The 24969-nt window shown below is 64.1% G+C and carries 19 protein-coding genes; 8 read left to right on the plus strand and 11 right to left on the minus strand.

What is annotated here, in order from left to right; translation table 11 throughout:
• Positions 1 to 28: 28 nt before the first annotated feature.
• From PDMSB3_RS25435 to PDMSB3_RS25465, 7 genes are all read right to left on the minus strand, one after another.
• Positions 29 to 763, minus strand: coding sequence for a YjbE family putative metal transport protein (locus tag PDMSB3_RS25435; RefSeq protein ID WP_007176787.1), 735 nt, complete (start codon positions 761 to 763; stop codon positions 29 to 31).
• Positions 764 to 778: 15 nt separating this feature from the next.
• The gene (locus PDMSB3_RS25440) at positions 779 to 2353 is read right to left on the minus strand and encodes a hypothetical protein (protein ID WP_007176788.1); all 1575 of its coding nucleotides are present in this window, start codon (positions 2351 to 2353) and stop codon (positions 779 to 781) included.
• A gap of 256 nt (positions 2354 to 2609) precedes the next feature.
• Positions 2610 to 3626: a 2Fe-2S iron-sulfur cluster-binding protein gene (locus PDMSB3_RS25445; RefSeq protein ID WP_007176789.1), complete on the minus strand. Its 1017-nt coding sequence runs from the start codon at positions 3624 to 3626 to the stop codon at positions 2610 to 2612.
• A gap of 19 nt (positions 3627 to 3645) precedes the next feature.
• Positions 3646 to 4125, minus strand: coding sequence for a GlcG/HbpS family heme-binding protein (locus PDMSB3_RS25450; RefSeq protein ID WP_165188125.1), 480 nt, complete (start codon positions 4123 to 4125; stop codon positions 3646 to 3648).
• A 34-nt stretch (positions 4126 to 4159) separates the two neighbouring features.
• Positions 4160 to 5614: an aldehyde dehydrogenase family protein gene (locus PDMSB3_RS25455; protein WP_007176791.1), complete on the minus strand. Its 1455-nt coding sequence runs from the start codon at positions 5612 to 5614 to the stop codon at positions 4160 to 4162.
• Positions 5615 to 5763: 149 nt separating this feature from the next.
• A complete protein-coding gene (locus tag PDMSB3_RS25460; protein WP_007176792.1) occupies positions 5764 to 6495 on the minus strand; it encodes a TenA family transcriptional regulator in 732 nt (243 codons plus the stop codon).
• A 114-nt stretch (positions 6496 to 6609) separates the two neighbouring features.
• On the minus strand, positions 6610 to 7710 hold the full coding sequence (locus PDMSB3_RS25465) for a porin (protein ID WP_007176793.1): 1101 nt from the start codon (positions 7708 to 7710) through the stop codon (positions 6610 to 6612).
• Between the two features lie 365 nt (positions 7711 to 8075).
• Between PDMSB3_RS25465 and kdpF the strand changes: the two genes are divergently transcribed.
• The 7 genes from kdpF to PDMSB3_RS25500 all read left to right on the plus strand — a co-directional run bounded on the left by kdpF (position 8076) and on the right by PDMSB3_RS25500 (position 14405).
• Positions 8076 to 8171 carry a K(+)-transporting ATPase subunit F gene (kdpF, locus tag PDMSB3_RS25470; protein ID WP_007176795.1) on the plus strand — a complete coding sequence of 32 codons (96 nt, stop codon included), beginning with the start codon at positions 8076 to 8078 and terminating at the stop codon, positions 8169 to 8171.
• Positions 8168 to 9976, plus strand: coding sequence for a potassium-transporting ATPase subunit KdpA (gene kdpA / locus PDMSB3_RS25475; RefSeq protein WP_007176796.1), 1809 nt, complete (start codon positions 8168 to 8170; stop codon positions 9974 to 9976). Before kdpF ends, kdpA begins: the two co-directional genes overlap by 4 nt.
• Before the next feature lie 85 nt (positions 9977 to 10061).
• Positions 10062 to 12125, plus strand: coding sequence for a potassium-transporting ATPase subunit KdpB (gene kdpB / locus PDMSB3_RS25480; protein WP_165189622.1), 2064 nt, complete (start codon positions 10062 to 10064; stop codon positions 12123 to 12125).
• Between the two features lie 18 nt (positions 12126 to 12143).
• Positions 12144 to 12725 (plus strand): potassium-transporting ATPase subunit KdpC, encoded by a 582-nt coding sequence (gene kdpC, locus PDMSB3_RS25485; RefSeq protein WP_007176798.1) that lies wholly within the window; start codon positions 12144 to 12146, stop codon positions 12723 to 12725.
• 21 nt (positions 12726 to 12746) lie between these two features.
• The gene (locus PDMSB3_RS25490; RefSeq protein WP_007176799.1) at positions 12747 to 13445 is read left to right on the plus strand and encodes a response regulator; all 699 of its coding nucleotides are present in this window, start codon (positions 12747 to 12749) and stop codon (positions 13443 to 13445) included.
• 94 nt (positions 13446 to 13539) lie between these two features.
• Positions 13540 to 13884: a hypothetical protein gene (locus tag PDMSB3_RS25495; protein WP_007176800.1), complete on the plus strand. Its 345-nt coding sequence runs from the start codon at positions 13540 to 13542 to the stop codon at positions 13882 to 13884.
• A gap of 113 nt (positions 13885 to 13997) precedes the next feature.
• Complete coding sequence (locus tag PDMSB3_RS25500) at positions 13998 to 14405, plus strand: universal stress protein (protein WP_407670581.1); 408 nt, start codon at positions 13998 to 14000, stop codon at positions 14403 to 14405.
• 27 nt (positions 14406 to 14432) lie between these two features.
• Here the strand turns inward: PDMSB3_RS25500 and PDMSB3_RS25505 are convergent, their stop codons facing one another.
• Positions 14433 to 16142: a hybrid sensor histidine kinase/response regulator gene (locus PDMSB3_RS25505; protein ID WP_007176802.1), complete on the minus strand. Its 1710-nt coding sequence runs from the start codon at positions 16140 to 16142 to the stop codon at positions 14433 to 14435.
• A gap of 405 nt (positions 16143 to 16547) precedes the next feature.
• Between PDMSB3_RS25505 and PDMSB3_RS25510 the strand changes: the two genes are divergently transcribed.
• Positions 16548 to 17024 carry a low affinity iron permease family protein gene (locus PDMSB3_RS25510; RefSeq protein ID WP_007176803.1) on the plus strand — a complete coding sequence of 159 codons (477 nt, stop codon included), beginning with the start codon at positions 16548 to 16550 and terminating at the stop codon, positions 17022 to 17024.
• On the opposite strand, the gene PDMSB3_RS25515 is transcribed toward PDMSB3_RS25510, so the two are convergent.
• From PDMSB3_RS25515 to PDMSB3_RS25525, 3 genes are read right to left on the minus strand one after another with little or no spacing between them, the layout of a single operon-like run.
• Positions 17021 to 18517: an efflux transporter outer membrane subunit gene (locus PDMSB3_RS25515; protein WP_007176804.1), complete on the minus strand. Its 1497-nt coding sequence runs from the start codon at positions 18515 to 18517 to the stop codon at positions 17021 to 17023. The genes PDMSB3_RS25510 and PDMSB3_RS25515 overlap by 4 nt on opposite strands.
• Positions 18514 to 21834, minus strand: coding sequence for an efflux RND transporter permease subunit (locus tag PDMSB3_RS25520; protein WP_007176805.1), 3321 nt, complete (start codon positions 21832 to 21834; stop codon positions 18514 to 18516). The genes PDMSB3_RS25515 and PDMSB3_RS25520 overlap by 4 nt, the downstream gene beginning before the upstream one ends.
• Positions 21831 to 24956, minus strand: a complete 3126-nt coding sequence (locus PDMSB3_RS25525) for an efflux RND transporter permease subunit (RefSeq protein ID WP_007176806.1) — start codon at positions 24954 to 24956, stop codon at positions 21831 to 21833. The genes PDMSB3_RS25520 and PDMSB3_RS25525 overlap by 4 nt, the downstream gene beginning before the upstream one ends.
• Positions 24957 to 24969 lie beyond the last annotated feature (13 nt).

The following is a 24969-nucleotide window of genomic DNA, read 5'->3' on the forward strand; positions in this document are numbered from 1 at the left end:
CGCTGAAACCGGCGCGCGCCGCCGCCCGTCAACCTTGTTGCGCCTGCCGCCGCATGAGCAGGTGGCCAAGAAGCGGCACCAGCACGGCGACCGCCACGCTGACCAGAAATCCCGCATCGATGCCGAACTGCGCGACCGCCGTGCCGCCGCCAATCTGCTGCAACGCGTTATCGACGTGGCGATCGGCCTGCACCATGTCGCCCGCGACCCAGCCGAGCAGCGCCGCGCCCACGTAGGTCAGCGCAGGCACACGCTGCAGAAGCACGATCATCGCGTTGCTGCCGAAAGCGATGACAGGTGCGCCGACCGCGAGACCCACGAACACATAGAACAGCCGCGATGCTTCCGGCAGCGTTTGCGCGATGGCTGCCGTGGCGAGCGCGTTGTCGAGACTCATCGCGAAGTCGGCGCAGACGATCGTGAGAACCGCGCGCCACAGCGCCGAGGCGGCGTGCGTGGTCTCCTCGTCGTCCTGATGCCGGAGCATCTGCACGCCGATCCATACCAGCAGCGCGGCGGCGATCACGTGCATGTACGGCACGGCGAGCACCGCGCCGATCACGCCGATCAGCAGCAGCCGCAGCACGATGCCGAGGACCGTGCCGAGCATGATGCCGATGCGCCGCTGGCGCGGCGCCAGCGAGCGGCAGGCCATTGCGATGGCGATTGCGTTGTCGCCGCCTAGCAGCACATTGAAGAACACGATTTGCAGAACGGCCCAGCCGTCGTGAGCGAGCGGGGCCGGCAAGCCGGGGAACGTCATCGGAAAAGTGTTCCTTCAACTGATCGCAATCGCGACGACAGTGGCCGCGATCAGGCCGCAAACGACCGGCAGGAAAAGCGCGCGCACGGCTTCGAGCACGGGAACCCGGGCGAAACCGGTCACCGCGATCAGCGAGGACCACGCGATGAGCGTGCCGCCACCCGTCCACACCGCGCCCATCTGGCCGATCGCCGCGAGCGTGGCCGCGGGCATGTGCGCCATCGGCGCGAGCGCGCCTGCGAGCGAACCCGTGAGCGGCAGTCCCGCGAAACCCGAACCGTCGATGCCGGTCACCATGCCGGTCAGCAATACCCCGAACGACACGAACACCGGGCTTTGCGGAATGAACTGGCTGCATGCCTGGACCAGTTCGAACAGCAGCGAGGGCACATGCTGGCCCGGCGCAATGCCGAGAATCGTGCCCGCCGTGCTGCTGTCGCCCACGAAAAAGAAGCCCGCGATCGGCAGCACTGCGCCCATCGCCTTGAAGGCGAACACGAGGCCGTCGATGATGTGTTCCGCCGTGCGGTCGAGAAAGCCGCGGCGTCCGTTCGACAGCGTGGTCAGCATCATCAGGATCGCGGCCATGCCGCCGATCAGCGCGGCTGCGTCGCCGCCGCGGATCGCGTCCGCGCCGATGATCTGCGGACGGGTCATGACGACCACCACGGCGAGAAACGCGAGCGGCGTGACGATCGAGAAGATTTTGGACCACATTTCCTGGCGCGACATCGCAGCGCCGCTCATCATGCCGGGCATGGCCAGCGCCGCGCCACCGCCTGCCGATGCGAGCGCCGGTTGCGGCTCGTTCAGGAGTCCGCCGCTCGTGCTGCGAGCCAGTTCGGCCTTGGCGAAGCTGCCCTGGTGCAGTTGCGCCTCGGTCTCTGCCGCGCCCGGTTCGCCTTGCGCTTCCCATGCGATCAGATTGGCCGTGCCGGGCTTGCGCACGCTGCGCCGCACGGTCAGGAACCACGTCATGCCGAGCGCCACCACGCCCGCCACGACCGAAAGCAGAAAGGCCATGTTGGCGACAGCCAGCATATCGGTGCCGGCGGCCTTCGCGCTGATGCCGGGCGCGACCTTGATCACGTAATCCGACGAAAGCGCCATGCCCTGGCCGGCAATCGCGATGGCGGCCGCCGCGCCGAGCGGCGAGAGGCCCGCGTAGATCGCGGCGGGAATCAGGATGGCGCCGACCAGCGGCACGGCCGGCGTCGGCCAGAAGAACAGCGAGATCAGGTAGGTGATCAACGCGAGGATAAAGAACGCCACGTGACCATTGACCATGATCCGCTTGAACGGACGGACCATGCGCACGTCGGCGCCGATTTCGCGCAGGCCGTTGAGCAGCGCGGTCATCAGCGCGATCACGAGAAAAATGTTGAACAGTTCGTGCGCGGCCGTCAGGCTGCCCATGAAAATGGCCTGCAGGCCCGTCAGCAGTTTGCCCGACGAGGCGACGGCCACCGCGAAGGTAGCAAGAATCGCGGGGACGACGACATTGGCCCGGAAAATCATTGTCGCGATGATGGCAACCACACCTATCAAATAACAGTAATGGGCCGGCGTAAGTGACGAAAGGAGGTGCATGGGGGGGAACCTCAGTGTGTAAGAGGGATAAGAGTGGTTGTTTCGGTATACTATGTGCAGCTTGATGCGTGTCAAAAAAGCAGGACGTCTTTTTTCGTGGTGCGGAACGGAAAATCATCCGGAATCGGCCGGTAATCGATTTGGATGACTAAATGAATCTGTCCCTGCTTGCTGCCGTTTTCGTGTTTTTCGTGTTGTTATGCCGGCGCGCTACGACAACCCGGCACCGGCCGCCATGCCCGGCGGCCGGTGCCGTTCAGGCCTGCACGTCCGACGTGGCCTGCTGGAACGTGAAGCCGTCGGCGTAGAAATAACGGGCGCTGACGCCGAGTTCGGCGAACGCGCGCTTGGCCGAGGCGATCATGTCGGGCGAACCGCACGCATAGACCGCGTGCTCGGACAGGTCGGGAAACTGCGCACTGACCGCCTGTTGTACGTACCCTCTCGCGCCGGTCCACGAAGCACCCGCTCGCGACAACACCGGCGTGTAGTCGAAATCGTCGTGCTGCGCGGCGAGCGCCGCGAGCGTGTCATGCAGATACAGGTCTTGTGGCGTGCGTCCGCCCCAGAACAGTGCAATCGGCGGACGGTCCGCATCCGCGAGCAGTTCGCCCAGCATCGCGTAGAGCGGTGCGATGCCGGTGCCGGTCGCGATCATCACGATCGGGCGGTAGTCCTCTTCGTGATAGCCGAAGCCGCCGAGCGGCAATTCCACGTCGAGCGTGTCGCCTACCGCGAGCGTTGCGAGGCGCCCGTCGGTGAAATAGCCGCCTTCGATCCTGCGAATGTGGAACGCGACCGTCGCCTCGTTCGGAGACGAGGCCATCGAAAAGCTGCGCACTCCAGCTTCGCCGAGATGCACATGCATGTATTGCCCCGGCCGGAAAGCGATGCGCTCCTGTCCGTCGATGGCAAGCGTGAGCTTGACCACGCGGTCGGCGGCGTGTTCGAGCGCAACGACCGACGCGCTGTGCCTCGCCGCCGGCACCGGCGAGGCGAGCGGCCGGTCCGTGCTGACGACGAGCGCCGAGGCGGCGCGTGCCTGGCACGCCAACGCATAGCCTTCTGCCGTCTCCTGTTCGGAGAGTCCCGGCGGCATCTCGTCGTAGCGCACGGCGCCGCTCAGCAGCTTGACGCGGCAGGTGCCGCACGCGCCGAAACAGCATTCGGAAGGCAACATCACACCGGCGCGCACGGCGGCGTCGAGCACGGTCTCGCCGTCGGCGGCGTCGAACGTGCATCCTTCCTCGAGCCAGGTTACCTGATGATTCACGGCTGCACCTCCGCGCCAGTTACAGCTTGATATCGCTTTGAACGAGAACCTCGCGGCCCGACTCGCGCAGCAGGTCGCGCAGCGCGGCGAGACCGGCGAGGCCCGCGGCGGTGTCCTGCTCGCCGTTGCCGCCGCTCAGACCGATGCCGCCTACCACCTCGTTGTCGACCACGATCGGAAAGCCGCCGACGAACACGGCGAACTTGCCGTCAAAGCTCCATTGAATGCCGAAGGCTTCGTTGCCGGGCAGCGCGGGGCCGTTCGGCGCCGTGTTGAACAGATGTGTCGAGCGCTTGTGGCCCGCCGCGGTGAACGCCTTGTTCCATGCGATTTGCGGACCGGTGACGCGGCCGCCGTCCATGCGTTCCATGGCGAGCGGAAAACCGCCTTCGTCCGTGATGCAGATGGTTTCGAGCACACCGATTTCCTGCGACCGGGCAATGGCCGCGGCGATCATGTGACGCGCTTCGGCCAGTTCGAGTTTGAAGAAAGGTTTCATGAGAGGCAAAGACGAATGAGTGGATCCGGTGGCGTCAGACGCCGCGATAGACGGTCTTGGTTTGCAGATAGAACTCGAGGCCGTCCCGCCCCGACTCGCGGAACGTGGCCGTGCTCGAACGCTTCAGTCCGCCGAACGGCGCGTTCACGAGATTGCCGGTAGTGGTGCGGTTGATCTTCACCGTGCCGGCTTCGATGTCGCCGGCGAAGCGTTCCATCAGCGCGGCGTCGCGCGTGACGAGCGCGGCCGAGAGGCCGTATTCGGTGTCGTTGGCCACGGCGATCGCATCGGCGTAATCGGCTACGTCGATCACCGCGATCACGGGGCCGAAAATTTCCTCGCGTGCGATCCGCGCATGGCGCGGTACGTCGACGAACACGGTGGGCTGAACGTAATAGCCGTGCGCGAATTCGCCGTCGGTCAACTGCCCGCCGCCGGCCGCGAGCTTCGCTTCGCCTTTGCCGGTCTCGATGTACGCGAGCACCGTGCGCAACTGGCCGGCCGTGGCAAGCGGGCCAATCTGCGCGTCCGCCGACATGCCGTTGCCGATTTTCAGCGTGAGAGTCTTCTCGACCAGTTGCGCGACGAACGCCGCCTTGGCCTGCGGTGTGACGAGCACGCGGCTCGTGCCGGTGCATGCCTGGCCGCTCAGCGAAAAGCCGCCTTTGATGGTCAGATCGACCGCGAGAGGCACGTCGCTTTCTTCCAGCACGATCAGCGGATTCTTACCGCCGAGCTCCATCTGCGTGCGCGTGGACAGCGAAGCGGCGCGATGGATCTGCTCGCCCGCGGCGGTCGAGCCGGTGAACGAAATGGCGCGGATTGCCGGCGATTCGATGATCGCCGGGCCGACCTCGCCGGCCTTGCCGGTGACGAAGTTCAGGACGCCTCGCGGCAGGCCGGCTTCGACCAATGCTTCAGTGAGGCGCAACCCGGCAAGCGGCGCGTCCGACGACGGCTTGAATACGACCGTATTGCCGCACACGAGCGCGGGCGCGATCTTGCGCGCGGGAATCGAGACCGGGAAATTCCACGGACTGATCACGGTGACGACGCCGAGCGGTTCGCGCAAGGTGTAGACGCTCATCTTCGGGTCGTCGTTCGGGAAGGTCTCGCCGCCGAACGATTGCGCTTCGATCGCGTAGTAGCGCAGCGTCTGCGCCGCGCGCATGAATTCGTCGCGTGCGAGCGTGCGCGGCTTGCCTTCCTCGCGGGTGAGTTCGTCGCCGAAACGCCCGGCGTGCTGTTCGAGGTAGTCGGCCGCTTTCAGCAGATATTGCGCGCGGGCCGTCACCGACAGCTTTTTCCAGCCCGCGAAAGCGGTCGATGCCGCGTTGACGGCGGCTGTCGCGTCCGCTGCGTTCGACGCCTGAAAGCGGCCGACGAGGTCGCGCGTATCGGCGGGATTGAGGTTGTCGAAGGTGAGGCCGGACAGGCTGGCGCACCATTCGCCGTCGATATGATTGGAATAGATGGGAGCGTTCGTCATGACTGTTGCGTCCTGCAATTGGGAAAACCAGCTCATCTGAAGCGATGCGGCCGTTGCGGTCCGGCGGATGGATTCATCCGCCGGTTGCCCACGGCCCGTGGCCCATGAGAATCGTCCGGACGCGGCCCGCGCCCGGACGATCGAACCCGTCAGGCTGCGAGGCCCAGTTCCGGCAGCGGGATTTCCTTTTCCACGTAGTCGTAATAGAGCGCGGTGGTGTAGAGCAGACGCATCTGCGCTCCCACTTCGCAGATCTTCAGGCAACGCTGCTGCAGTTCCGGCGTCGTCGCGTGTTCGAGCACGATCTGGTAGCCGCGCTCGCCGTGGATCTCGTCGGACACGATGTGCAGGTCGAAGAACTCCACTTCCTCGTCCGTGAATTTGTACTTCTCGCGCAGCGTCGGCGTCTGCTTGCGGTAGATCGACGGCACCTGCGATTCGAGACCCACCACCAGCGCGGCAACCGCGACGACCGGGTCTTCACGCATTGCCACCGAATAGCACCAGCCTTGCAGGCCGCGCGTGGTGGGCGACATGTTGTCCGGATCGGTGACGCGGGCGCGCGTTGTGCCGCATGCTTCCGCGAAGCGGATCAGCAGGTCCGTGTGACGGTCGCCGCCGATCTCTTCTTCGTACATGTTGGCGAGCACGAAGTCTTTCGCCTCGGTCATGTGCTCCGGCATGCGGGCGTACAGATAACCCAGGTAGTCCGCGAACGGACCGACGTAGTGGTAATGGTTCTCGGCCCAGCGCGCCAGATGCGCGCGGCTCAGCTTGCCACTCGCCCAGGCGATGCTGAACGGCGCCTGATTGGCGCTTTTGCCTTTGATCGCTTGTTCCAGTGCGCCGCGGAACGCGTCGCGGCTCATCAGTTCGGCCATGAAAAACTCCTTGTTCGTGAAGATGGGACATTGGTCCAAATGCGCGTGGCGCGCATTTCGGTACACTGTATACTGTTTATATCGCGACGCCAACCCTTTGCAAACGGTTCGCGGCTAGAACGCGTGGCGCAGGCCGATGCCGGCCGCAGCCTGATTCTGCGTGTTCGACGCCGAGATGAACTGCGTGACCTGGGCGACCAGGCCGGCGGTCATTGCGTGCTGATAAGTGGCGAACGCGTAGACCTGCGTGCGCTTGGACAGCGCGTATTGCGCGATCGCGTTGTACTGGATGTAGCGGGGATCGCTGCTGGTGGCGTCGACCGTGCCGTCCGTGTAGGTCACGCCAAGGCCGGCGGAGAGCGCTGGACCGAACGAGTACAGGCCGTTCACTTCGTAGTTCATGAAGTGCACGTTCTGCCCTTCGAAGCCCTGCTTGTAGGTCGTGCTGGTAATGTCCGCGCTGGCCTTCAGTCCGCCGAACCGGTACGACGCGCCGCCGCCGACCGTCAGGAAAGAGTGCGCGGCAAGCGCGTAGGCGCCGTCGGCGGAATTGGTGTCTTTCCAGAACGTGCCCGGCGACAGATTGCCCGGCTGCCGCGCATAGGTGGCGCCGAAGCCGACGTAGAGCGGTCCTTGCGCGTAGCTGCCGCCCACGCTCCACATGCTGTTCTCGCCGAAGCTGCCGGCCACGCCGCCAAAGCTGTACATCGCGCTGCCGGTGAAACCGCCGTAGCTGTTCTGGTAGCGCACCGCGTTGTTGACGCGCACGCCGCGGTTGGTCAGATCCATGTCGCCGGGGTGTTCCATGTACACGGACCAGTCGGCGGCGGTGAGTTGCGCCACGTAGTCGACCATCGACTCGTACTGGCGGCCCATCGTCAACTGACCCCAGCGGTCGTTGGCAAGCCCCACGTACGCCTGGCGGCCGAACAGCAGGCCACCCTGACCGAGCGAGCCGTCGGTCACGTCGAAACCGTTCTCGAGCCGGAAGATGGCCTTGGTGCCGCCGCCCAGGTCTTCCGAGCCGAGAAAGCCGACCCGGCTGCCGCGCGTCGTACCGCTGGAAGCGGCGACGGTGCTGCCGCCGCCTTGATTGTTGACATAGCCGAGGGACGTGTCGATCAGGCCGTACAGTGTGACGCTGCCTTGGGCATGGACTGCACCGGCCCAGGCGAGGCAGCCGAGCGTGGCGGCTGTAGAGAGCGATTTCTTCATCGTAGTCAATTATGTAAGGGCCGGCTGCGGGCGCGGCACGAGTTGGGGAGAGAGATGTTTGATGCGGAACAAAGTATGCGGTATACAAAAATATCGGCAACTTTTTTTTCGTGTCTGTTCCGGGGCGGGTAATGAGTCGCTTTCTCTGCCGCCGCTGCGCGCATCACGCCGCATCTTTTACGAGAACCTCGCACTATTTACGCTGCGTTTACGCGGCTTCTCCTACGATCCAGGGCGCGGAAGTCCGTTGCGGGAGGCACCGTCATGGATCTGGTTTACATCATCGCAATCGTTGCGTTCAGCGCCCTGGCCGCCGCTTTCGTAGCAGGCTGCGACAAGCTTCGCCGCGCGCCCGGAGGCCGTCCATGACTACCTGGATGACGTGGCTCGCGGCCGCCTCGACGCTGATTCTGTTCGTCTACCTCGTGTATGCGTTATTGCGCGCGGAGGCACTCGAATGAACTTCAATAACCTGTTTCAGCCCGGCGTTTATATCGTCGTGCTGATCGCGCTCGCGATTCCGCTCGGCCGTTACATGACGGCGGTACTCGACGGCTCGTCGATCGTGGTGCGCCGCATTGGACGCCCGCTCGAAGCGGTGGTCTACAAGCTCGCCGGTGTGAATTCCGAGGCGGAGATGTCGTGGAAGCACTATGCGCTGGCCGTGCTGATGTTCAACACGCTCGGCGTGCTCGCGGTGTATGGCTTCCTGCGCGTACAGCAATGGCTGCCCGCCAATCCGCAGGGCTTCGGCCCGATGACGCCGGACGCCGCATTCAACACGGCGATCAGTTTCGTGACCAACACGAACTGGCAGGACTACACGCCGGAATCCACCGTCAGCTATCTGACGCAGATGGCCGCGCTGACGGTGCAAAACTTCCTGTCGGCGGCAACCGGCATCGCTGTCGTCGTCGCCTTGATCCGCGGCTTTGCCCGCCATACCACGGCGACGATCGGCAACTTCTATGTCGATCTGACGCGCATCACGCTGTATATCCTCGCGCCGCTCGCGACGGTGATCGCGCTGGTGTTCATCAGCCAGGGCGTGATCCAGAACTTCAAATCATACGAAGACGTGCCGACGCTGCAGGTCACGACCTATCAGACGCCGAACACCGACGCCCAGGGTAATCCCGTCAAGGATGCCAAGGGCAATCCGGTCATGGTGGACAACAAGGCCGACAAACAGACCATCGCAATGGGCCCGGTGGCGTCGCAGGAAGCGATCAAGATGCTCGGCACGAACGGCGGCGGTTTCTTCAACGCCAATTCGGCGCATCCCTATGAGAACCCGACACCGTTCGCCAATTTCGTGCAGATGATTGCGATGCTGGTGATTCCGGCTGCGCTGTGCCTGGTGTTTGGCCGGATGGTGGGCGACCAGCGTCAGGGCTATGCGGTACTCGCCGCGATGACGATTGCGTTCGCGGTGGCGTGTTGGGGCGAGATTTCGTCGGAGCAGAGCGGCAACCCGCTGTATGCGACGCTGCACGTCGATCAAAGCGCGTCGGCCACGCAAACCGGCGGCAACATGGAAGGCAAGGAAACCCGCTTCGGCATCGCGCAATCGGGCATCTTCACGGTCGCGACCACGGCGGCTTCGTGCGGCGCCGTGCTCAATACGCATGATTCGCTCACGCCGATGGGCGGCTTCGTTCCGCTGCTGCTGATCGAGCTCGGTGAAGTGATTTTTGGCGGCGTCGGCTCGGGTCTCTACGGCATGCTCGTGTTCGCCTTGCTGGCGGTGTTCGTGGCCGGCCTGATGATCGGGCGAACGCCGGAATACATCGGCAAGAAGATCGAGTCGTACGAGATGAAGATGGTGTCGATCGCTGTGCTGCTGACACCGCTGCTCGTGCTGGTCGGCGCGTCGGTCGGCGTGCTGAGCGCTGCCGGCACAGCGGGTATCGCCAATCCGGGGCCGCACGGTTTCTCCGAGATTCTGTATGCCTACAGTTCGGCGGCCAACAACAACGGCAGCGCGTTTGCCGGGCTGTCCGTGAATACGCCGTTCTACAACTCCACGCTGGCGATCGCCATGTGGTTCGGCCGTTTCGGCTCGATCGTGCCGGTGCTGGCGATCGCCGGATCGCTTGCCGCCAAGAAGCGTATCTCCGCGACCGCCGGCACCTTGCCAACGCACGGGCCGCTGTTCGTCGTGCTGCTGCTCGGCACGGTCGTACTGGTCGGCGCGCTGACCTACGTGCCGGCGCTCGCGCTCGGCCCGGTCGTCGAGCATCTGATCATGGTCGCGGGACATTGACTGAGAGGACAGCATGAGCAACGGACTTCAACCGCCGGTTCATCAGCCCGGCAACATCGGTCAGGCACGCAATGCCGCACGCTCGATGTTCGACCCCGCGATTGCCCGGCCGGCTCTCGTCGATTCGTTCAGGAAGCTCGCACCGCGGCACCAGTTGCGCAACCCGGTGATGTTTTGCGTCTACGTCGGCAGCATTCTGACGACCGTGCTCTGGATCGCCGCGCTCGGCGGCCAGGCCGAGGCGGCCGCCGGGTTCATTCTCGCCATCGCGTTGTGGCTGTGGTTCACGGTGCTGTTCGCCAACTTCGCGGAAGCGCTGGCCGAGGGGCGCTCGAAAGCGCAGGCGGCGTCGCTGCGCGGCGCGAAGCGCGACGTGATGGCGAAGAAGCTGCAGGACACCCACCCCAAGTCGCCGATCCGCGTCACGACGGCGACCGATCTGCGTAAAGGCGACATCGTGCTGGTGGAAAGCGGCGACGTGATCCCGGCGGACGGCGAAGTGATCGAAGGCGTGGCATCGGTCGACGAATCGGCGATCACGGGCGAATCCGCGCCCGTGATCCGCGAGTCGGGCGGCGACTTTTCGTCGGTGACGGGCGGCACGCGCGTGCTGTCGGACTGGATCGTGGTGCGGGTCAGCGTGAATCCCGGCGAGGCGTTTCTCGACCGGATGATCGCGATGGTGGAAGGCGCGAAGCGTCAGAAGACGCCGAATGAAATCGCCCTGACCATTTTGCTGGTCGCGCTGACGCTCGTGCTGCTGTTCGCCACGGCGACGTTGCTGCCGTTCTCGATGTTCTCGGTCGAAGCCGCGAAAGCGGGCCACGTGGTGACGATTACCGCGCTGGTCGCGCTGCTGGTGTGCCTGATCCCGACCACCATCGGCGGCTTGCTGTCGGCGATCGGCGTGGCCGGCATGAGCCGCATGATGCAGGCCAATGTGATCGCCACGTCAGGCCGCGCGGTGGAAGCGGCCGGCGACGTCGACGTGCTGCTGCTCGACAAGACCGGCACTATCACGCTCGGCAACCGTCAGGCGTCGGCTTTCACGCCGGCACCCGGCATTAGCGAGGAAATGCTCGCCGATGCCGCGCAGCTCTCGTCGCTCGCCGACGAAACGCCGGAAGGCCGCAGCATCGTCGTGCTGGCAAAGCAACGCTTCAATATCCGCGAACGCGATATGCACGCGCTGCAGGCCACCTTTCTTGCGTTCAGCGCGCAGTCGCGCATGAGCGGTGTGGATTTGCCCGACCGTCAGATCCGCAAAGGCGCGGCGGATGCGATCAGGAATTACGTCGAAGCGCACGGCGGCCGCTTTCCGCCTGAGTTGACCGCGGCGGTGACGGACATCGCGCGGCGCGGCAGCACGCCGCTCGTGGTCGCGCAGCAAAGCTCGGCCGAGAGCGGGGCGCGCTGCATGGGCGTGATCGAGTTGAAGGACATCGTGAAGGGCGGCATCAAGGAACGTTTCGCCGAACTGCGCAAGATGGGCATCAAGACCATCATGGTGACGGGCGACAACCGGCTGACCGCCGCGGCGATTGCCGCCGAAGCGGGGGTGGACGATTTCCTCGCGGAAGTGACGCCCGAGGCGAAGCTGTCGACGATTCGCACGCACCAGGCCGAAGGGCGCCTCGTGGCGATGACCGGCGACGGCACCAACGACGCCCCGGCGCTCGCCCAGGCCGACGTCGCGGTGGCGATGAACACCGGCACGCAGGCCGCGAAAGAAGCGGGCAACATGGTCGACCTCGATTCGAATCCGACCAAGCTGATCGAGATCGTCGAGATCGGCAAGCAGATGCTGATGACGCGTGGCTCGCTCACCACGTTCTCGATTGCCAACGACGTCGCCAAATATTTCGCCATCATCCCGGCGGCATTTGCGACCACCTATCCGCAACTGCGCGTGCTCGACGTGATGCATCTGAGTTCGCCTTCGTCGGCGATTCTGTCGGCGGTGATTTTCAACGCGCTGATTATCGTGGCGCTGATTCCGCTGGCCCTCAAGGGCGTGAAGTACCGGCCGCTCGGCGCTGCGTCGCTGCTGCGCCGCAATCTGCTGATTTACGGACTCGGCGGAATTCTGCTGCCGTTTCCGTTCATCAAGCTGATCGATCTGGTGCTGAACGTGTTCGGCTGGGTTTGACACTAAACAGAGCACATCATGAAAACGCTGATTCGCCCGGTATTCGTCCTTTTCATCCTGATGACCGTGATTACCGGGGTGGTCTATCCCGTCGTCGTGACGGGCCTGGGTCGCGCCGCCTTCGCGGCGCAGGCCAACGGCAGTCTGATCGAGAAGAATGGCAAGCCGGTCGGCTCCGAACTGATCGGCCAGCAGTTCGACGCGCCGTATTATTTCTGGGGACGCCTGTCGGCCACCAGCCCGATGCCGTACAACGCACAGAGTTCGGGTGGTTCGAACCTCGGTCCGACCAACCCCGCGCTCGCCGACGAAATCAAAGGCCGTCTCGATGCATTGAAAGCCGCGGGCAACGACATGTCGCAACCGGTGCCGGTGGATCTGGTGACGTCCTCGGGCAGCGGACTCGACCCGCAGATCAGCCCGGCCGCCGCAGCCTATCAGGCGGCGCGCGTGGCGAAAGCCCGCAGCTTGCCGTTCGATCAGGTGGCCAATCTGATAGCCGCCAATACGTCGGGGCGGCAGTTCGGTATTTTTGGCGAGGCGCGCGTGAACGTGCTGAAGCTCAACCTCGCGCTGGACGATCTCAAGCCCATGCATTGACGTCTCGCGCTCGCGGTCTTTATGAGCGATCCCACCATAACAGTCGTTGTGATCGACGATGACAAAACCATACGCCGTTTCATTCGCACGCACCTCGAAGCGGACGGGATGAGCGTCTTCGATGCGCAAACCGGTGCGCAAGGCCTCGCGCAAGCCGCAACACGGCTCGCGGATCTCGTCATCATCGATCCTGCCTTGACGGATAGAGAGGGCATCGACGTGATCCGGGAGTTGCGCGGCTGGTCTGCGATGCCGGTGATCGTACTGTCGGCGCGTAGCCGCGAGGAAGACAAGGTCGCCGCGCTCGACGCCGGCGCCGACGACTACCTGACCAAACCGTTTGGATTGCCGGAGCTCGGAGCACGGATTCGAGCCCATTTGCGCAGGCAGATTGCTGGCGGGCGGGTCGGTTCGCCGGAGGTCCGTTTCGGGCTGGTGACGGTCGATCTCGCTGAGCGGCGAGTGCTGCGCGACAGCCGTGTCGTTCATCTCAGTCCTACCGAATACCGGCTCCTCGCGGCGCTGGTGCGTCGCCCGGGGCACGTATTGACGCACGAGCAACTGCTCGGCGAAGTATGGGGCCCGTTGCAAATCAATAACCACCACTATCTGCGGATCTACATGGGGCATCTGCGCCACAAGCTCGAACGCGATCCGGCGCGCCCGGAGCACATCGTTACCGAGTCTGGCGTTGGCTACCGGCTGGTCGGCGTGCGTTGAATTTCACGGAATATTTATGCGGGCTGCTGCAATCGTTTCGCGCTCTTTACGACGTGATCCGTATAGTGGGGGGCTGCTTTTTTACTGACATGCCATGACACCGACAAGATCCGCCCTGATATTCAGGGGACTGTGCAAGGTCGTCGCCATCGTTTTCGTCACCAATCAGGTGCTCACGACGCTCTTCACTTACGCCGCCCAGCAACTCGACTCCGCGCTGCCACCCGAAGCTATCTGGATCTTCAGCTGTTTGACGTGCGGGTTGATCACGCTATGGCTGCAGTCCGACGCGCGGCGCGCATTCGGCTTCGCGCGCGAGAAGGGCTTTGTGACAACGGGCGGCGAGGGCAAGCAGGATTTGCAGATCGCCGGGGACTGCCCCAGGCGCTGGCTCGTGATCCTGCATATCGAACTGAATCCTGCTGCGATAGGGGCCTGAGCGCATCGCCGTGGTCAACGAAAAGGTCTCGTACTTTTTACACGGCGTTAATACGGCATTAGCTAAGCTCAAGGTACAAACTGACCGATACCCAGGATTTCCCGATGATACGAATGCTGATCCCTGTCCTCGACCATAGCGGTGCCGTCGAGGCCGCGCGCTACGCCGCGTTCATGTTTCTCGAGCGCGGCGTAACGGAGGTCGAACTACTGGAAGTCCTCGAACCGGTTGGCGAAGGGCGGGCGGCAGCCTTCCACTCGCGTGGTTTCCTCGTGCGCCACGAGAAGCAGGTCATGCTGAAGGCGTTGATCGACGCCCGCACGATTCTCGAAGAAGCCGGCGTGCCCTACCGCTGGAAACGGGTTTTCGGCCACCGCACGAAAGCGATTGCCGAGTACGCGGCCACGACCCGGCCCGACGTGATGGTGATCGACGCCAGCCATATGGGTTTCTTTCGCAGGCTGGCCATGCTGGCGTCGCTGGCAAGGCAAACGGTCACGCCGGTGACGATGGTTCACTGAGTCGGATGATCCGGCGAACGCACTGAATCAGACGATACCGCCGAGTTTTCCGCCCGCCCGATTCGCGAGTATGTACTGCAGTTTGTCGAGCGATAACGGCTTGGTGAGGTGATAGTCGAAACCCGCGGCCAGGGCCCGCGACTTGTCGGATTCCGCCGCATAGCCGGTCAGCGCCACGAGCATGACGTCGTCGAGCCCGCTGTCGGCTCTCACCGCATGGGCGACGTCGAAGCCGTCCATATCCGGCATGCCCACGTCGATAATGGCGACTTCGGGCAAATTCTCCCTGATCAGCCGGACCGCTTCGCGCCCGCTGTCGCACATCGTGACCTGATGTCCTTCGAGTTCCATCAGGATACCCAGGGACTGCAACGCGTCCGCATTGTCGTCCACGAGCAGCAGACGTACAGGCCCGAGACCGGCAGACGGCGGAGTCTCGGCCTTTGGCTGCAACTCGTCGCCCGAGCGCAAGATCGGCAACTTCAACGTAACCGACGTGCCTTTGCCGGTTCCTTCGCTGCGCAGGGAAATCGTGCCGTCGTGCAGTTCGACCATTCGCTTGGCGACGGCGAGACCGATTCCCAAGCCGCCCTCGGCCCGGGCATTACCGCGTGCCGACTGGGCGAAGAGGTCGAAGACGCGTGGCTGGATGGAACTGTCGATGCCAATCCCGTTGTCCTTCACCTCGATGACGACTACCTCCTTGCGCTCCGGTTCCTGCCCGTCCCCGGCGACTCTGACGGCGAGTTCGATCGTGCCGCCGATTGGCGTGTACTTCGCGGCATTGGAAAGAAGGTTGCCAAGCACCTGGCTCAGTCTGACGTGATCCGCCCGCACCGGCACCGGCGTCTCGAGGCCGGTCAGCGTGAGCGAATGCCGCCGCGACTGTATGTGATGCTTCACGGCGGTGACGGCATCGAACGCGATCTCGTTGAGCGAAGTATCGCTGTGCTTGATGGCGAGCTTGCCGTGCTTCAACCGCGCGGCGTCGAGCAGGTCGTCGACCAGGGTTCGCAGATGCCGCATCTGCCGCTGCGCGATGGTCAGAACCTCGACCGCCCTCGCGTTGTCCGCGCACAATTGCTTGGCGGCGCCGACCGCGCTGTCGATCGGAGCCATCGGGTTTCGCAGTTCGTGCCCGAGCATGGCGATGAACTCGCTATGCCGGCGCTCGCTTTCCTCGCCCGTGTCCCGGGTATTGACGGTGGTCAGCGCAGCACCCGCGGAGACGGCGAGGTTCGAGAGTAGACGCACGTCTTCGAGATCGAAGCGGCGCGCCGAGGTGTGCGACATTACCCATATCGCGCCCACGAAGCCGTTGTCGGTCGGGATCGGCACGACCAGACCTTCGGCAATCTCCACACCGGGAAACCGCAAGCCGGGAAAGTGGTCTTGCGGCCGAACGAATAATTGCGGTGCTGCAGATTCCAGTGCCAGCCGGCACGGACATTCGTTCCATGCGGTTGTTTTACCTTGCAAGCCGACGCACGAGCCTGCCACCGCCAGCCAGCGAAACTGCCTGTCCGGATCCGCGCCTTCGACGAGACTGATGCCGGAACTGCCCGCATTGCAAAGCGACAGCGCGGCGTCTGCGATTTCCTGCAAAAGCCGTTCGCGCGATCCCGATTGTGCCCGCGCGAGCCTCAGCAGAATGCCGTTTTCAGCGGCATGATCCGCAGGCCTCGCCGGACGCAAGCCGAGTTCGTCCGTGTGGGCGGGTTTGCTATTGCTTTCCATGACATCGAGTCGCGCTGAGAAAGAGTGAGGGTGAATTGCTGCAATGAGAGCGGCTGTAGAAAGTCCGTTGGCATGCCGGAAGAGATCTCGCTATAACAGAACCTCGCCGTGTACGGTCTGATGGTTTGCGTGATCGACGCCTTGAAGATTGTACGAGGCTTTAGCGAGGAGTGCGCGTGGGTCCGTATTCAACTCATCGCGGTAGCGGGCGCATAAGCGGCAAAGATTCATTCTTACTGGCAAAAAATGCAAACCCGGTATCCGTTGCCGGTATCTACGCTACGCGGGCCTCGTCGTGGCGGCGCAATCGGTATTGGAACCGTGTGTTGTCCTTGCGGAGCGGGAGACCAACCCGTGGGGCATGGATTTTGCAGAAGGGAACGGGCCAACCTTCTGGAGCCGGTTATGCCTACCAAGTCTGTTGCACCCTCGACAACCGACGAACTCGACACCGTTCCGGACACATCGAGCCCCGCCTATGCAGGTCGTCATCCGGTAACGCAGCTATTCGACAGATTCGCGAGCCTCGTTACGCGGTGGGCCGGTTCGCCCGCGGCGTTCTGTCTTGCCGTGTTGACGGTCATTGCATGGATCGTCACGGGGCCCATTTTTCATTATTCCGACGGATGGCAACTGGTCATCAACACCGGCACCACGATCGTCACTTTTCTGATGGTGTTCCTGATTCAGCAGAGTCAGAACAAGGATAGCGTTGCGTTGCACCTGAAACTCAATGAGCTGCTTTCCTCGCATCGGGCCGCGGACAATCATCTCATCGGCATTGAAGACGCGTCGGAAGAAGAACTGCGCAGGCTGGCGGCGGCTTACCTGCGGCTGTCCACGAAGCCTGACGCCGAGCCTACTTCAGGCATGCCGACTTAAGGCGACACCTGCCGTTGGCCCATCTTCCGAGGGTCGCCAAGCTCGCTGTCGGACCAGCCGCCGCCCAGATCGCCGATCAGCGACGCGGCATCGAGCAGCCGCGTTTGCTGCACGTTCAAGGCCGTCTGCTGAAGATTCAACTGAGTGGCTTGCGCCGTCGCAACGGTCGTGAAGTCGACCGTGCCCGCCTGATATTCATTGCGCGCGATTTCGGTGCCGCGCGTCGCGTCGCGCACCGCGCGCTCCAGAACCTCGGCTTGCTGCGCGAGAATACGCAAGCCGGCGAGGTCGTTCTCCACGCCCTGGAATGCCGTCAGAACCGTGCCGCGATAATTGGCGAGGGCCGCGTCGTAAGAGGCTTTTGCCGCGTCGACCTGCGCGCTGCGCTGCCCGCCGTCGAAAAGCGTCTCGCTCGCCTGGCCGCCCAACGACCAGACATAATTGGCGATGTGCAGCAGGCCCGCCAACGGCGACTGCGTGAAGCCATCCAGCGCCGATAGAGAAATCGTCGGGTAATACGCTGCGACGGCCACGCCGATCGCGGCATTCTGCGCGGCCATCTGGCGCTCGGCGGCGGCAATATCGGGCCGGCGCTGCAATAGCGTGGACGGTAGGCTGACCGGAACGGACGGCAACGTGGGCAGCGTGGTATTCGTGGGTACGTCCAGTGCTTCCGGATTCCTGCCGACCAGCACGGCGATCGCATGAACGTATTGAGCACGCGCGACGCCCAGTGCAATCAGACTCGATTGGGCCGACTCCAGTTGCGTCTGCGCGCTCACCAGATCGGAAGGCGGCACGGTGCCGGCCTTGTCCTGCTCGGCGACCACACGCAACGATTGCTCGAACGCATCCACGGTATGAGTGAGCAGGTCGATATTCGCATCCGTTACGCGCAGATCGATCACCGCGTTCGCCAGCGCGATCTGCTCGGAGAGCGTGGCGTTGGCGAGCGTCGCCTGGCTCGCCTGCGCCGTGGCTGCGCTTTGCTCGATGTCGCGGCGCACGAGACCCCACAAGTCGGGCGCCCAGCTCGCGTTGGCTTCGAGCGAGCCGGCGTTGTTGATGCGCTGGAAGCTGCTCGCGCCCCCTCCGCCGGCCAGCAGGCTGCTGCTCAGATTGCCTGTAGCCGAACGTTCACGGGTGGCCGATCCGTTTATGCCAATGGTCGGGAACAGCGCGCTGCGCGCGAGCCGCACTTCGGCCAGTGCCTGCTGGTAGTTCGCATAGTCCTGGCGCACGGTCTGGTTCGACACCGAGACGAGCGGCTCGAGCTCATCGAGGAGCGGGTCGTTGAAGGCCGTCCACCAGTCTCCTTTCGGGCGCTCGGCGGCGGGCTGCGCCTCGATCCAGCCAGGCAGTTCCTTCCACGCGGCGGGCGTGGCGACGGGCGGGCGATGGTAGTCGGGGCCGACCATGCAGCCGCCCGTCAACACAGCCGATAACGCCAGCAATGCGCCGGCCAGTCTGGTGGGGAAGATCGTCTTCATCATGCGCTCGTGTCCGGTGCGTCGTCGCGGCGATTCCACGGCAGGCGCGCTGACCATCTCGCGAGCCGCGCGCGCAGCCGGTCGAGGTACAGGTAGATCACCGGCGTCGTGTACAACGTGAAAACCTGGCTCACGAGCAGGCCGCCCATGACCGTTACGCCGAGCGGCTGGCGCAGCGACGCGCCCTGGCCGATGCCGATCGCAAGCGGCACCGCGCCCAGCACGGCGGCTGCGGTCGTCATCATGATCGGGCGCAGCCGCACCACCGCGGCCTGGTGAATCGCATCGCGCGCATTCAGGCCTTCCTCGCGTTGCAGCTGGATCGCGACGTCGACCATCATGATGCCGTTTTTCTTGACGATACCGATCAGCAGAATGATGCCGATCATCGCGATCACCGAAAAGGGCGTGCCGAAGATCAGCAACGCGAGCGTCGCGCCGATGCCCGCCGACGGCAGCGTGGACAGGATCGTGAGCGGGTGCACCGTATTCTCGTACAGCACGCCGAGCACGATATAGACGACGACCAGCGCGGCGAGAATCAGCAGCGGCACGGCGCCCATCGACTGCGCATAGGCTTGCGCGGCGCCCGCGAACGCGCCATGCACCGAAGCGGGCATGCCGATGTCGCGCTCGGCCTGCGCAATGAGCTGGCCGGCCTCGCTCAGCGATCCGCCGGCCGGCAGATTGAACGAGATGGTGCCGGCCACGAGCCCGCTCTGATGGTTCACCTGGGTCGCGGTGTGGCTGTTCGAGAAGGTCATCATCGCGGCAAGCGGCACCATCGTTTCGGCTGCGGTGCTATCCGCGCTGCCGCTGGAATTGCCGCCCTTGCTGTTCGAGATGCTGTTGGTCTGCTGGTTCGCTTCGGCGTCGGCGTTCAGGGAGTTCGTATTCGCGCTGGTGCTCGACGCGCTGCTCACGGCCATCGCCTGCTGCACGGCTTTGACGGTGGCGCTGGACATCTGCGTCTGCTGCGTGCCGCTCGGGTTGCCGGCGGACGTGCTGAGGAAAATCTGGTTGAGCGCCTGCGGATATTGCCAGTAGGCGGGTGCAACCTCCATCACGACAAAGTACTGATTGAGCGGGTTGTAGATGGTCGACACGGTGCGCTGTCCGAACGCGTCGTACAGCACGTTGTCGATCTGGTTCGGCTGGAAGCCGTAGCGCGTGGCGGTCGCGCGGTTGAAGTTCACATAGGTCTGCAAGCCGTTCTGCTGCAGATCCGAATTCACGTCCTCCAGTTTTGCACGGTATTTGCCGAGTTCGGTGACGAGTTTCGGCACCCAGGTGAAGAGCGCGTTCGCATCGTCGCTGGAGAGGGTGTACTGGTATTCGGCCGCGGCCTGGCGCCCGCCGATCTGCAGATCCTGCTGCGCCTGCAGGAAGAGCCGGGCGCCCGAGACGGCATTGAGTTTGGGGCGTAGCCGGTTGACCACCTCGGTGGCCGACAGATGGCGTTGCGCGAGCGGTTTCAGTTCGATGAACACATTGGCCGTGTTCAGTGCGCGCCCCCCGGTGAAACCCGCCACCGACGCCACCGCCGGATCCTGCTTCACGATTGCCTGCAATTGCGCGAGCTTCTTTTCCATGGCGTTGAACGAGACGCTCTGGTCGGCGATGATCTGGCCGATCAGGATGCCGGTGTCCTGCTCCGGAAAGAACGTCCCGGGCAGCAGCCGGACCAGGAACACGTTGAGCACGAGCAGGCCGATCAGCAGCAGGACGACCGCGAGCGCATGGTCGAGCGCCGCCGCCAGCGAGCGCGCATAGGCCTGTTTGAAGCGCTCGAACTGAGCCTCGACCCAATACGCCCAGCGCGACTGCAGATGCATCGTGCGCTCGCGGCTGAGCAGGTAGGCGCACATGACCGGCGTGATGGTCAGCGAAATGAGCAGAGACAGCAGGATCGCAATCGAGAGCGTGACAGCGAACTCGTGAAACAGCAGCCCGACAATGCCCGGCATCAGCAGGATTGGCAGAAACACCGCGATCAGCGAGAGGCTCATCGAGATCACCGTGAAGCCGACCTCGGCGCTGCCGCGCAGCGCGGCTTCCTTCGGATCGAGACCGGCTTCGAGATGCCGCACGATGTTCTCCAGCACCACCACGGCGTCGTCGACCACGAAGCCGGTGCCGATCGTCAGCGCCATCAGCGAGAGATTGTCGATGCTATAGCCGAGCAGATACATCGGTCCGAACGAGCCGACGATCGAGAGCGGCAGCGCGACCGCCGGAATCAGCGTGGCGCGCGGCGACAGCAGGAACACGAACACCACGCCCACCACCAGCAGCACCGCGATGAACAGTGTGCGCTCGGTGTCGGCCACCGAAGCGCGCACCGACTCTGAGCGGTCGATGGCAACGTTCACGTGGATCGCGCTCGGCAACGCGGCTTCGATGATCGGCAGGCGCGAGCGGATCTGCTCGACCGTCTGCACCACGTTGCTGCCCGGCGTCGGATAGACGATCACGAGCACCGCCGACTTGCCGTTGTAGAGTCCGGCGTTGCGGATGTTCTCGTTCGAATCGCGCACCTGAGCGACATCGCGCAGCAGGACGGGTGCGCCGTCGCGATAGGCGATCACCACGTCGCGATACGGCGCGGCCTTGCTGATCTGATCGTTCGACGTGACCACATAGCGCTGCTCGCCCTGGTCGATGTGGCCTTTCGCGCTATTCGCGTTCGCCGCGCCGATCGCGGCGCGCACGTCTTCCAGGCCGATGCCGTAGCTGTTCAGCTTGCCCGGTTCCAACTCGACGCGCACCGACGGCAACGCGCCGCCGCCCAGCGTGATCTGCCCGACGCCGTCGACCTGCGACAACTGCTGCTGGATCACCGAATCGGCGGAGTCGTAGAGCTGCGCTTTGGTCAGCGTGTCGGAGGTCAGCGCGAGCACCATGATCGGTGCGCCGGCCGGGTTGTACTGGCGATACGTCGGGTTGCTGCGCAGCGTGGTCGGCAGATCGGCGCGCGCGGCCTGGATGGCGGCCTGTACGTCGCGCGCCGCGCCGTTGATATCGCGGTTCAGACCGAACACGACGATGATCATCGACGAGCCAACGTAACTGATCGAGGTCAGCTGGTTCACGTCGGCGATGGTGGCGAGGCGCCGCTCCAGCGGCTCGGAGACGGTCGCGGCCATGGTTTCCGGGCTCGCGCCCGCCATGTTCGCCTGCAGCGCGATTACCGGAAACGCGATGTTAGGCAGCGGCGCAACCGGCAGCCGGAAATACGCGAGCGCGCCGGAAATCAGGATCGCGATCGCCAGCAGCGCGGTCGCCACCGGGCGTCGGATGAACAGCGCCGAGATGTTCACGGCGTGTTCTCCGGCGGCGCGGCGGCGCCCTCACTCGCGGCGCGGCGCCGGCTGTTCACGCGCTGCGCGAGGCGGTCGAAGAACAGATAGATCACCGGCGTCGTGAACAGCGTCAGCACCTGGCTCACCATCAGCCCGCCGATGATCGCGAGACCGAGCGGCCGGCGCAGTTCAGAGCCGGTGCCGGTGCCGAGCAGCATGGGCAGCGCGCCGAGCATGGCCGCGAGCGTGGTCATCAGGATCGGCCGGAAGCGCAGCAGCGACGCTTCGAAGATCGCTTCGCGCGCCGGCTTGCCGTGCACGCGCTCCGCTTCGAGCGCGAAGTCGACCATCATGATCGCGTTCTTCTTGACGATGCCGATCAGCAGCACGATGCCGATAATGCCGATCACGTCGAGGTCGCTGCCCGCGATCATCAACGCGAGCAGGGCGCCGATGCCGGCCGAGGGCAGCGTCGAGAGGATCGTCACCGGGTGAATGTAGCTTTCGTACAGCACGCCGAGCACGATATACACGGCGACCAGCGCGGCGATCAGCAGATACACCTCGCTCGAGAGCGAGTCTTCGAACGCCTGTGCCGCGCCCTGGAACGAGGTCGTGATCGACGGCGGCAGTTCCACCGCGCGCTCGGCGTCGCGGATCTGCGCGACGGCGGCGCTGAGCGACGCGTCCTGCGCGAGGTTGAACGAGATTGTCACCGACGGGAACTGCGCGAGATGGCTGATCATCAGCGGCGACTGCGTGATGCTGATCTTCGCGATGCCCGACAGCGGCACCTGGCCGCTGCTGCTGGTCTGGCTCGGCAGATACAGATTGCCGATCGACTGCACCGTAGGCAGCGTTTCGGGCTTCGCCACCAGAATCACGCGGTACTGGTCGGACTGCTGGAAGATGGTCGAGACGATGCGCTGGCCGAGCGCGTCGTACAGCGCGTTGTCGATCGTGGCCGCGGTGATGCCGTAGCGCGCGGCAAGCTGGCGGTTGACTTCGACGTTCACGCTCAGGCCGTTGGTGTTCAGGTCGCTCGTGACGTCCGTGATCGACGAAATCTGCTTCATGCGCGCGATCAATGCCGGCACGTACTGGTTGAAGGCCTGCTGGTTCGGCCCGCGCAGCACGAAGTTGTACTGGTTGCGCGAAACCGAGGTGTCGAGCGTCAGATCCTGCTCGGGTTGCAGATACAGGCGAATGCCGGGCACCTCGGCGACTTCCTGCTGGATCCTACGGCCGATTTCCTCGGCGGTGACCGAGCGGTCGTCGCGCGGGCGCAGATTGATCAGGAAGCGGCCGTTGTTCAGCGTCGGATTGGTCCCGTCGATGCCGACATAGGAAGTGAGCGACACCACGTCGGGATCCTTCAGAATCGCGTCGGCGAGGGCGCTTTGACGCCGGACCATCGCCGTGTACGAAACCGAGTTGTCGGCCACGCTGATACCCTGGATCACGCCCACGTCCTGCACCGGGAACAGGCCCTTCGGAATCACGATGTACAGGATCGCCGTGAGCGCGACGGTGATGAGCGCGACCGCCAGCGTCAGCATCTGGTGATCGAGCACCCAGTTCAGACCACGCTCGTAAGCCGCGAGCGTCCTGTCGAACAGGCCTTCGCTGAAGCGCTCGAAACGGCTCGGATGGCGTTGCGCCTGCGCGCGCAACAGACGCGCGCACAGCATCGGCACCACGGTCAGCGAGACCACCGCCGAAATCACGATCGTCACCGCGAGCGTGATCGCGAATTCGCTGAAAAGCCGGCCGATCACGCCGCCCATGAACAGCAGCGGGATCAGCACCGCGATCAGCGAGACCGTCAGCGAGAGGATCGTGAAGCCGATCTGCCCGGCGCCTTCGAGCGCGGCTTCGAGAGGCGTCTTGCCTTCCTCCAGATAGCGCACGATGTTCTCGATCATCACGATCGAATCGTCGACGACGAAACCCGTTGCGATGATCAGCGCCATCAGCGAGAGGTTGTCGATCGAATAGTTGAGCTGGTACATCACGGCGAGCGTGCCGATCAGCGACACCGGCACGGAGATGCTCGGAATGATGGTGGCGGGCACGTTGCGCAGGAACACGAAAATTACCAGCACGACCAGCACGACCGAGAGCACCAGTTCGAATGCGGCGTCCGAGACCGACGAGCGGATCACGCCGGTGGTGTTCGCCACGACCGTCACCTGCAGGCCGGCAGGCAGCGTCGATTCGAGCGCCGGCAACTGCTTCATGATCTGATCGACAGTGGCGATCACGTTCGCACCCGGCTGACGCTGCACGTTCAGCACGATAGCCGGCGTGCGGTTGTACCACGCGCCGCGCTCTACATCCTGCGCCGCCTGGCTCACGCGCGCGACGTCGCGCAGATAGACCGGCGCGCCGTTCTGATAGGCGATCACGGTGGCCAGATAGTCTTGCGGGTCTACGATCTGGTCGTTGGCGTTGATCGTGTAGTCGAGCTCCGGACCGTCGAAATTGCCTTTCGGCTGGCTGACGTTGACGTTGGCGAGCAGGGTGCGCAGATCGTCGAGATTCAGGCCGTAGGCTGCGAGCTTCTGCGGATCGGCTTCGACGCGCACGGCCGGCACGTTGCCGCCGGCCGTCGTGACGAGACCGACGCCCGGCACTTCCGAGATCTTGGTGGCGAGACGATTGTTGGCGGCGTCCTGCAACTGCGTCAGCGACATGGACTTCGACGTGACCGCGAGCGTGAGGATCGGCTGATCGGCCGGGTTGACCTTCGCGTAAGTCGGCGGCGCGGGCAGGCCGGTCGGCAGAAAGCTGTTGGCGGCGTTGATCGCCTGCTGCACGTTCTGTTCGGCAATGTCCAGATTCAGCGAGAGATCGAATTGCAGCGTGATTACCGACGCGCCTTCCGAACTGTACGAGACCATCTGCTGCAAGCCCGGAATCTCGCCGAGCTGGACCTCGAGCGGCGCGGTGACGGTGGTCGCCATCACGTTCGGGCTGGCACCGGGGTAGAAGGTCTGGACCTGGATGGTCGGGTAGTCGACGTCGGGCAGCGAAGATACCGGCAGGAAGCGCACCGCGACCAGCCCGACGAGCACGAGCGCGACCATCAGCAGCGACGTCGCCACGGGTCTGAGGATGAACAGACGGGAGAAGTTCATCGACGGGCCGGCG

The organism is Paraburkholderia dioscoreae, from assembly GCF_902459535.1.
GTDB lineage: Bacteria > Pseudomonadota > Gammaproteobacteria > Burkholderiales > Burkholderiaceae > Paraburkholderia > Paraburkholderia dioscoreae.

Coding starts and splice junctions, on each gene's coding strand:
- PDMSB3_RS25435 (WP_007176787.1), bottom strand. CDS start 763: ATGACGTTCCCCGGCTTGCCGGCCCCGCTCGCTCACGACGGCTGGGCC.
- PDMSB3_RS25440 (WP_007176788.1), bottom strand. CDS start 2,353: ATGCACCTCCTTTCGTCACTTACGCCGGCCCATTACTGTTATTTGATA.
- PDMSB3_RS25450 (WP_165188125.1), bottom strand. CDS start 4,125: ATGAAACCTTTCTTCAAACTCGAACTGGCCGAAGCGCGTCACATGATC.
- PDMSB3_RS25455 (WP_007176791.1), bottom strand. CDS start 5,614: ATGACGAACGCTCCCATCTATTCCAATCATATCGACGGCGAATGGTGC.
- PDMSB3_RS25460 (WP_007176792.1), bottom strand. CDS start 6,495: ATGGCCGAACTGATGAGCCGCGACGCGTTCCGCGGCGCACTGGAACAA.
- PDMSB3_RS25465 (WP_007176793.1), bottom strand. CDS start 7,710: ATGAAGAAATCGCTCTCTACAGCCGCCACGCTCGGCTGCCTCGCCTGG.
- kdpF (WP_007176795.1), top strand. CDS start 8,076: ATGACTACCTGGATGACGTGGCTCGCGGCCGCCTCGACGCTGATTCTG.
- kdpA (WP_007176796.1), top strand. CDS start 8,168: ATGAACTTCAATAACCTGTTTCAGCCCGGCGTTTATATCGTCGTGCTG.
- kdpB (WP_165189622.1), top strand. CDS start 10,062: ATGTTCGACCCCGCGATTGCCCGGCCGGCTCTCGTCGATTCGTTCAGG.
- kdpC (WP_007176798.1), top strand. CDS start 12,144: ATGAAAACGCTGATTCGCCCGGTATTCGTCCTTTTCATCCTGATGACC.
- PDMSB3_RS25490 (WP_007176799.1), top strand. CDS start 12,747: ATGAGCGATCCCACCATAACAGTCGTTGTGATCGACGATGACAAAACC.
- PDMSB3_RS25495 (WP_007176800.1), top strand. CDS start 13,540: ATGACACCGACAAGATCCGCCCTGATATTCAGGGGACTGTGCAAGGTC.
- PDMSB3_RS25500 (WP_407670581.1), top strand. CDS start 13,998: ATGCTGATCCCTGTCCTCGACCATAGCGGTGCCGTCGAGGCCGCGCGC.
- PDMSB3_RS25505 (WP_007176802.1), bottom strand. CDS start 16,142: ATGGAAAGCAATAGCAAACCCGCCCACACGGACGAACTCGGCTTGCGT.
- PDMSB3_RS25510 (WP_007176803.1), top strand. CDS start 16,548: ATGCCTACCAAGTCTGTTGCACCCTCGACAACCGACGAACTCGACACC.
- PDMSB3_RS25515 (WP_007176804.1), bottom strand. CDS start 18,517: ATGATGAAGACGATCTTCCCCACCAGACTGGCCGGCGCATTGCTGGCG.
- PDMSB3_RS25525 (WP_007176806.1), bottom strand. CDS start 24,956: ATGAACTTCTCCCGTCTGTTCATCCTCAGACCCGTGGCGACGTCGCTG.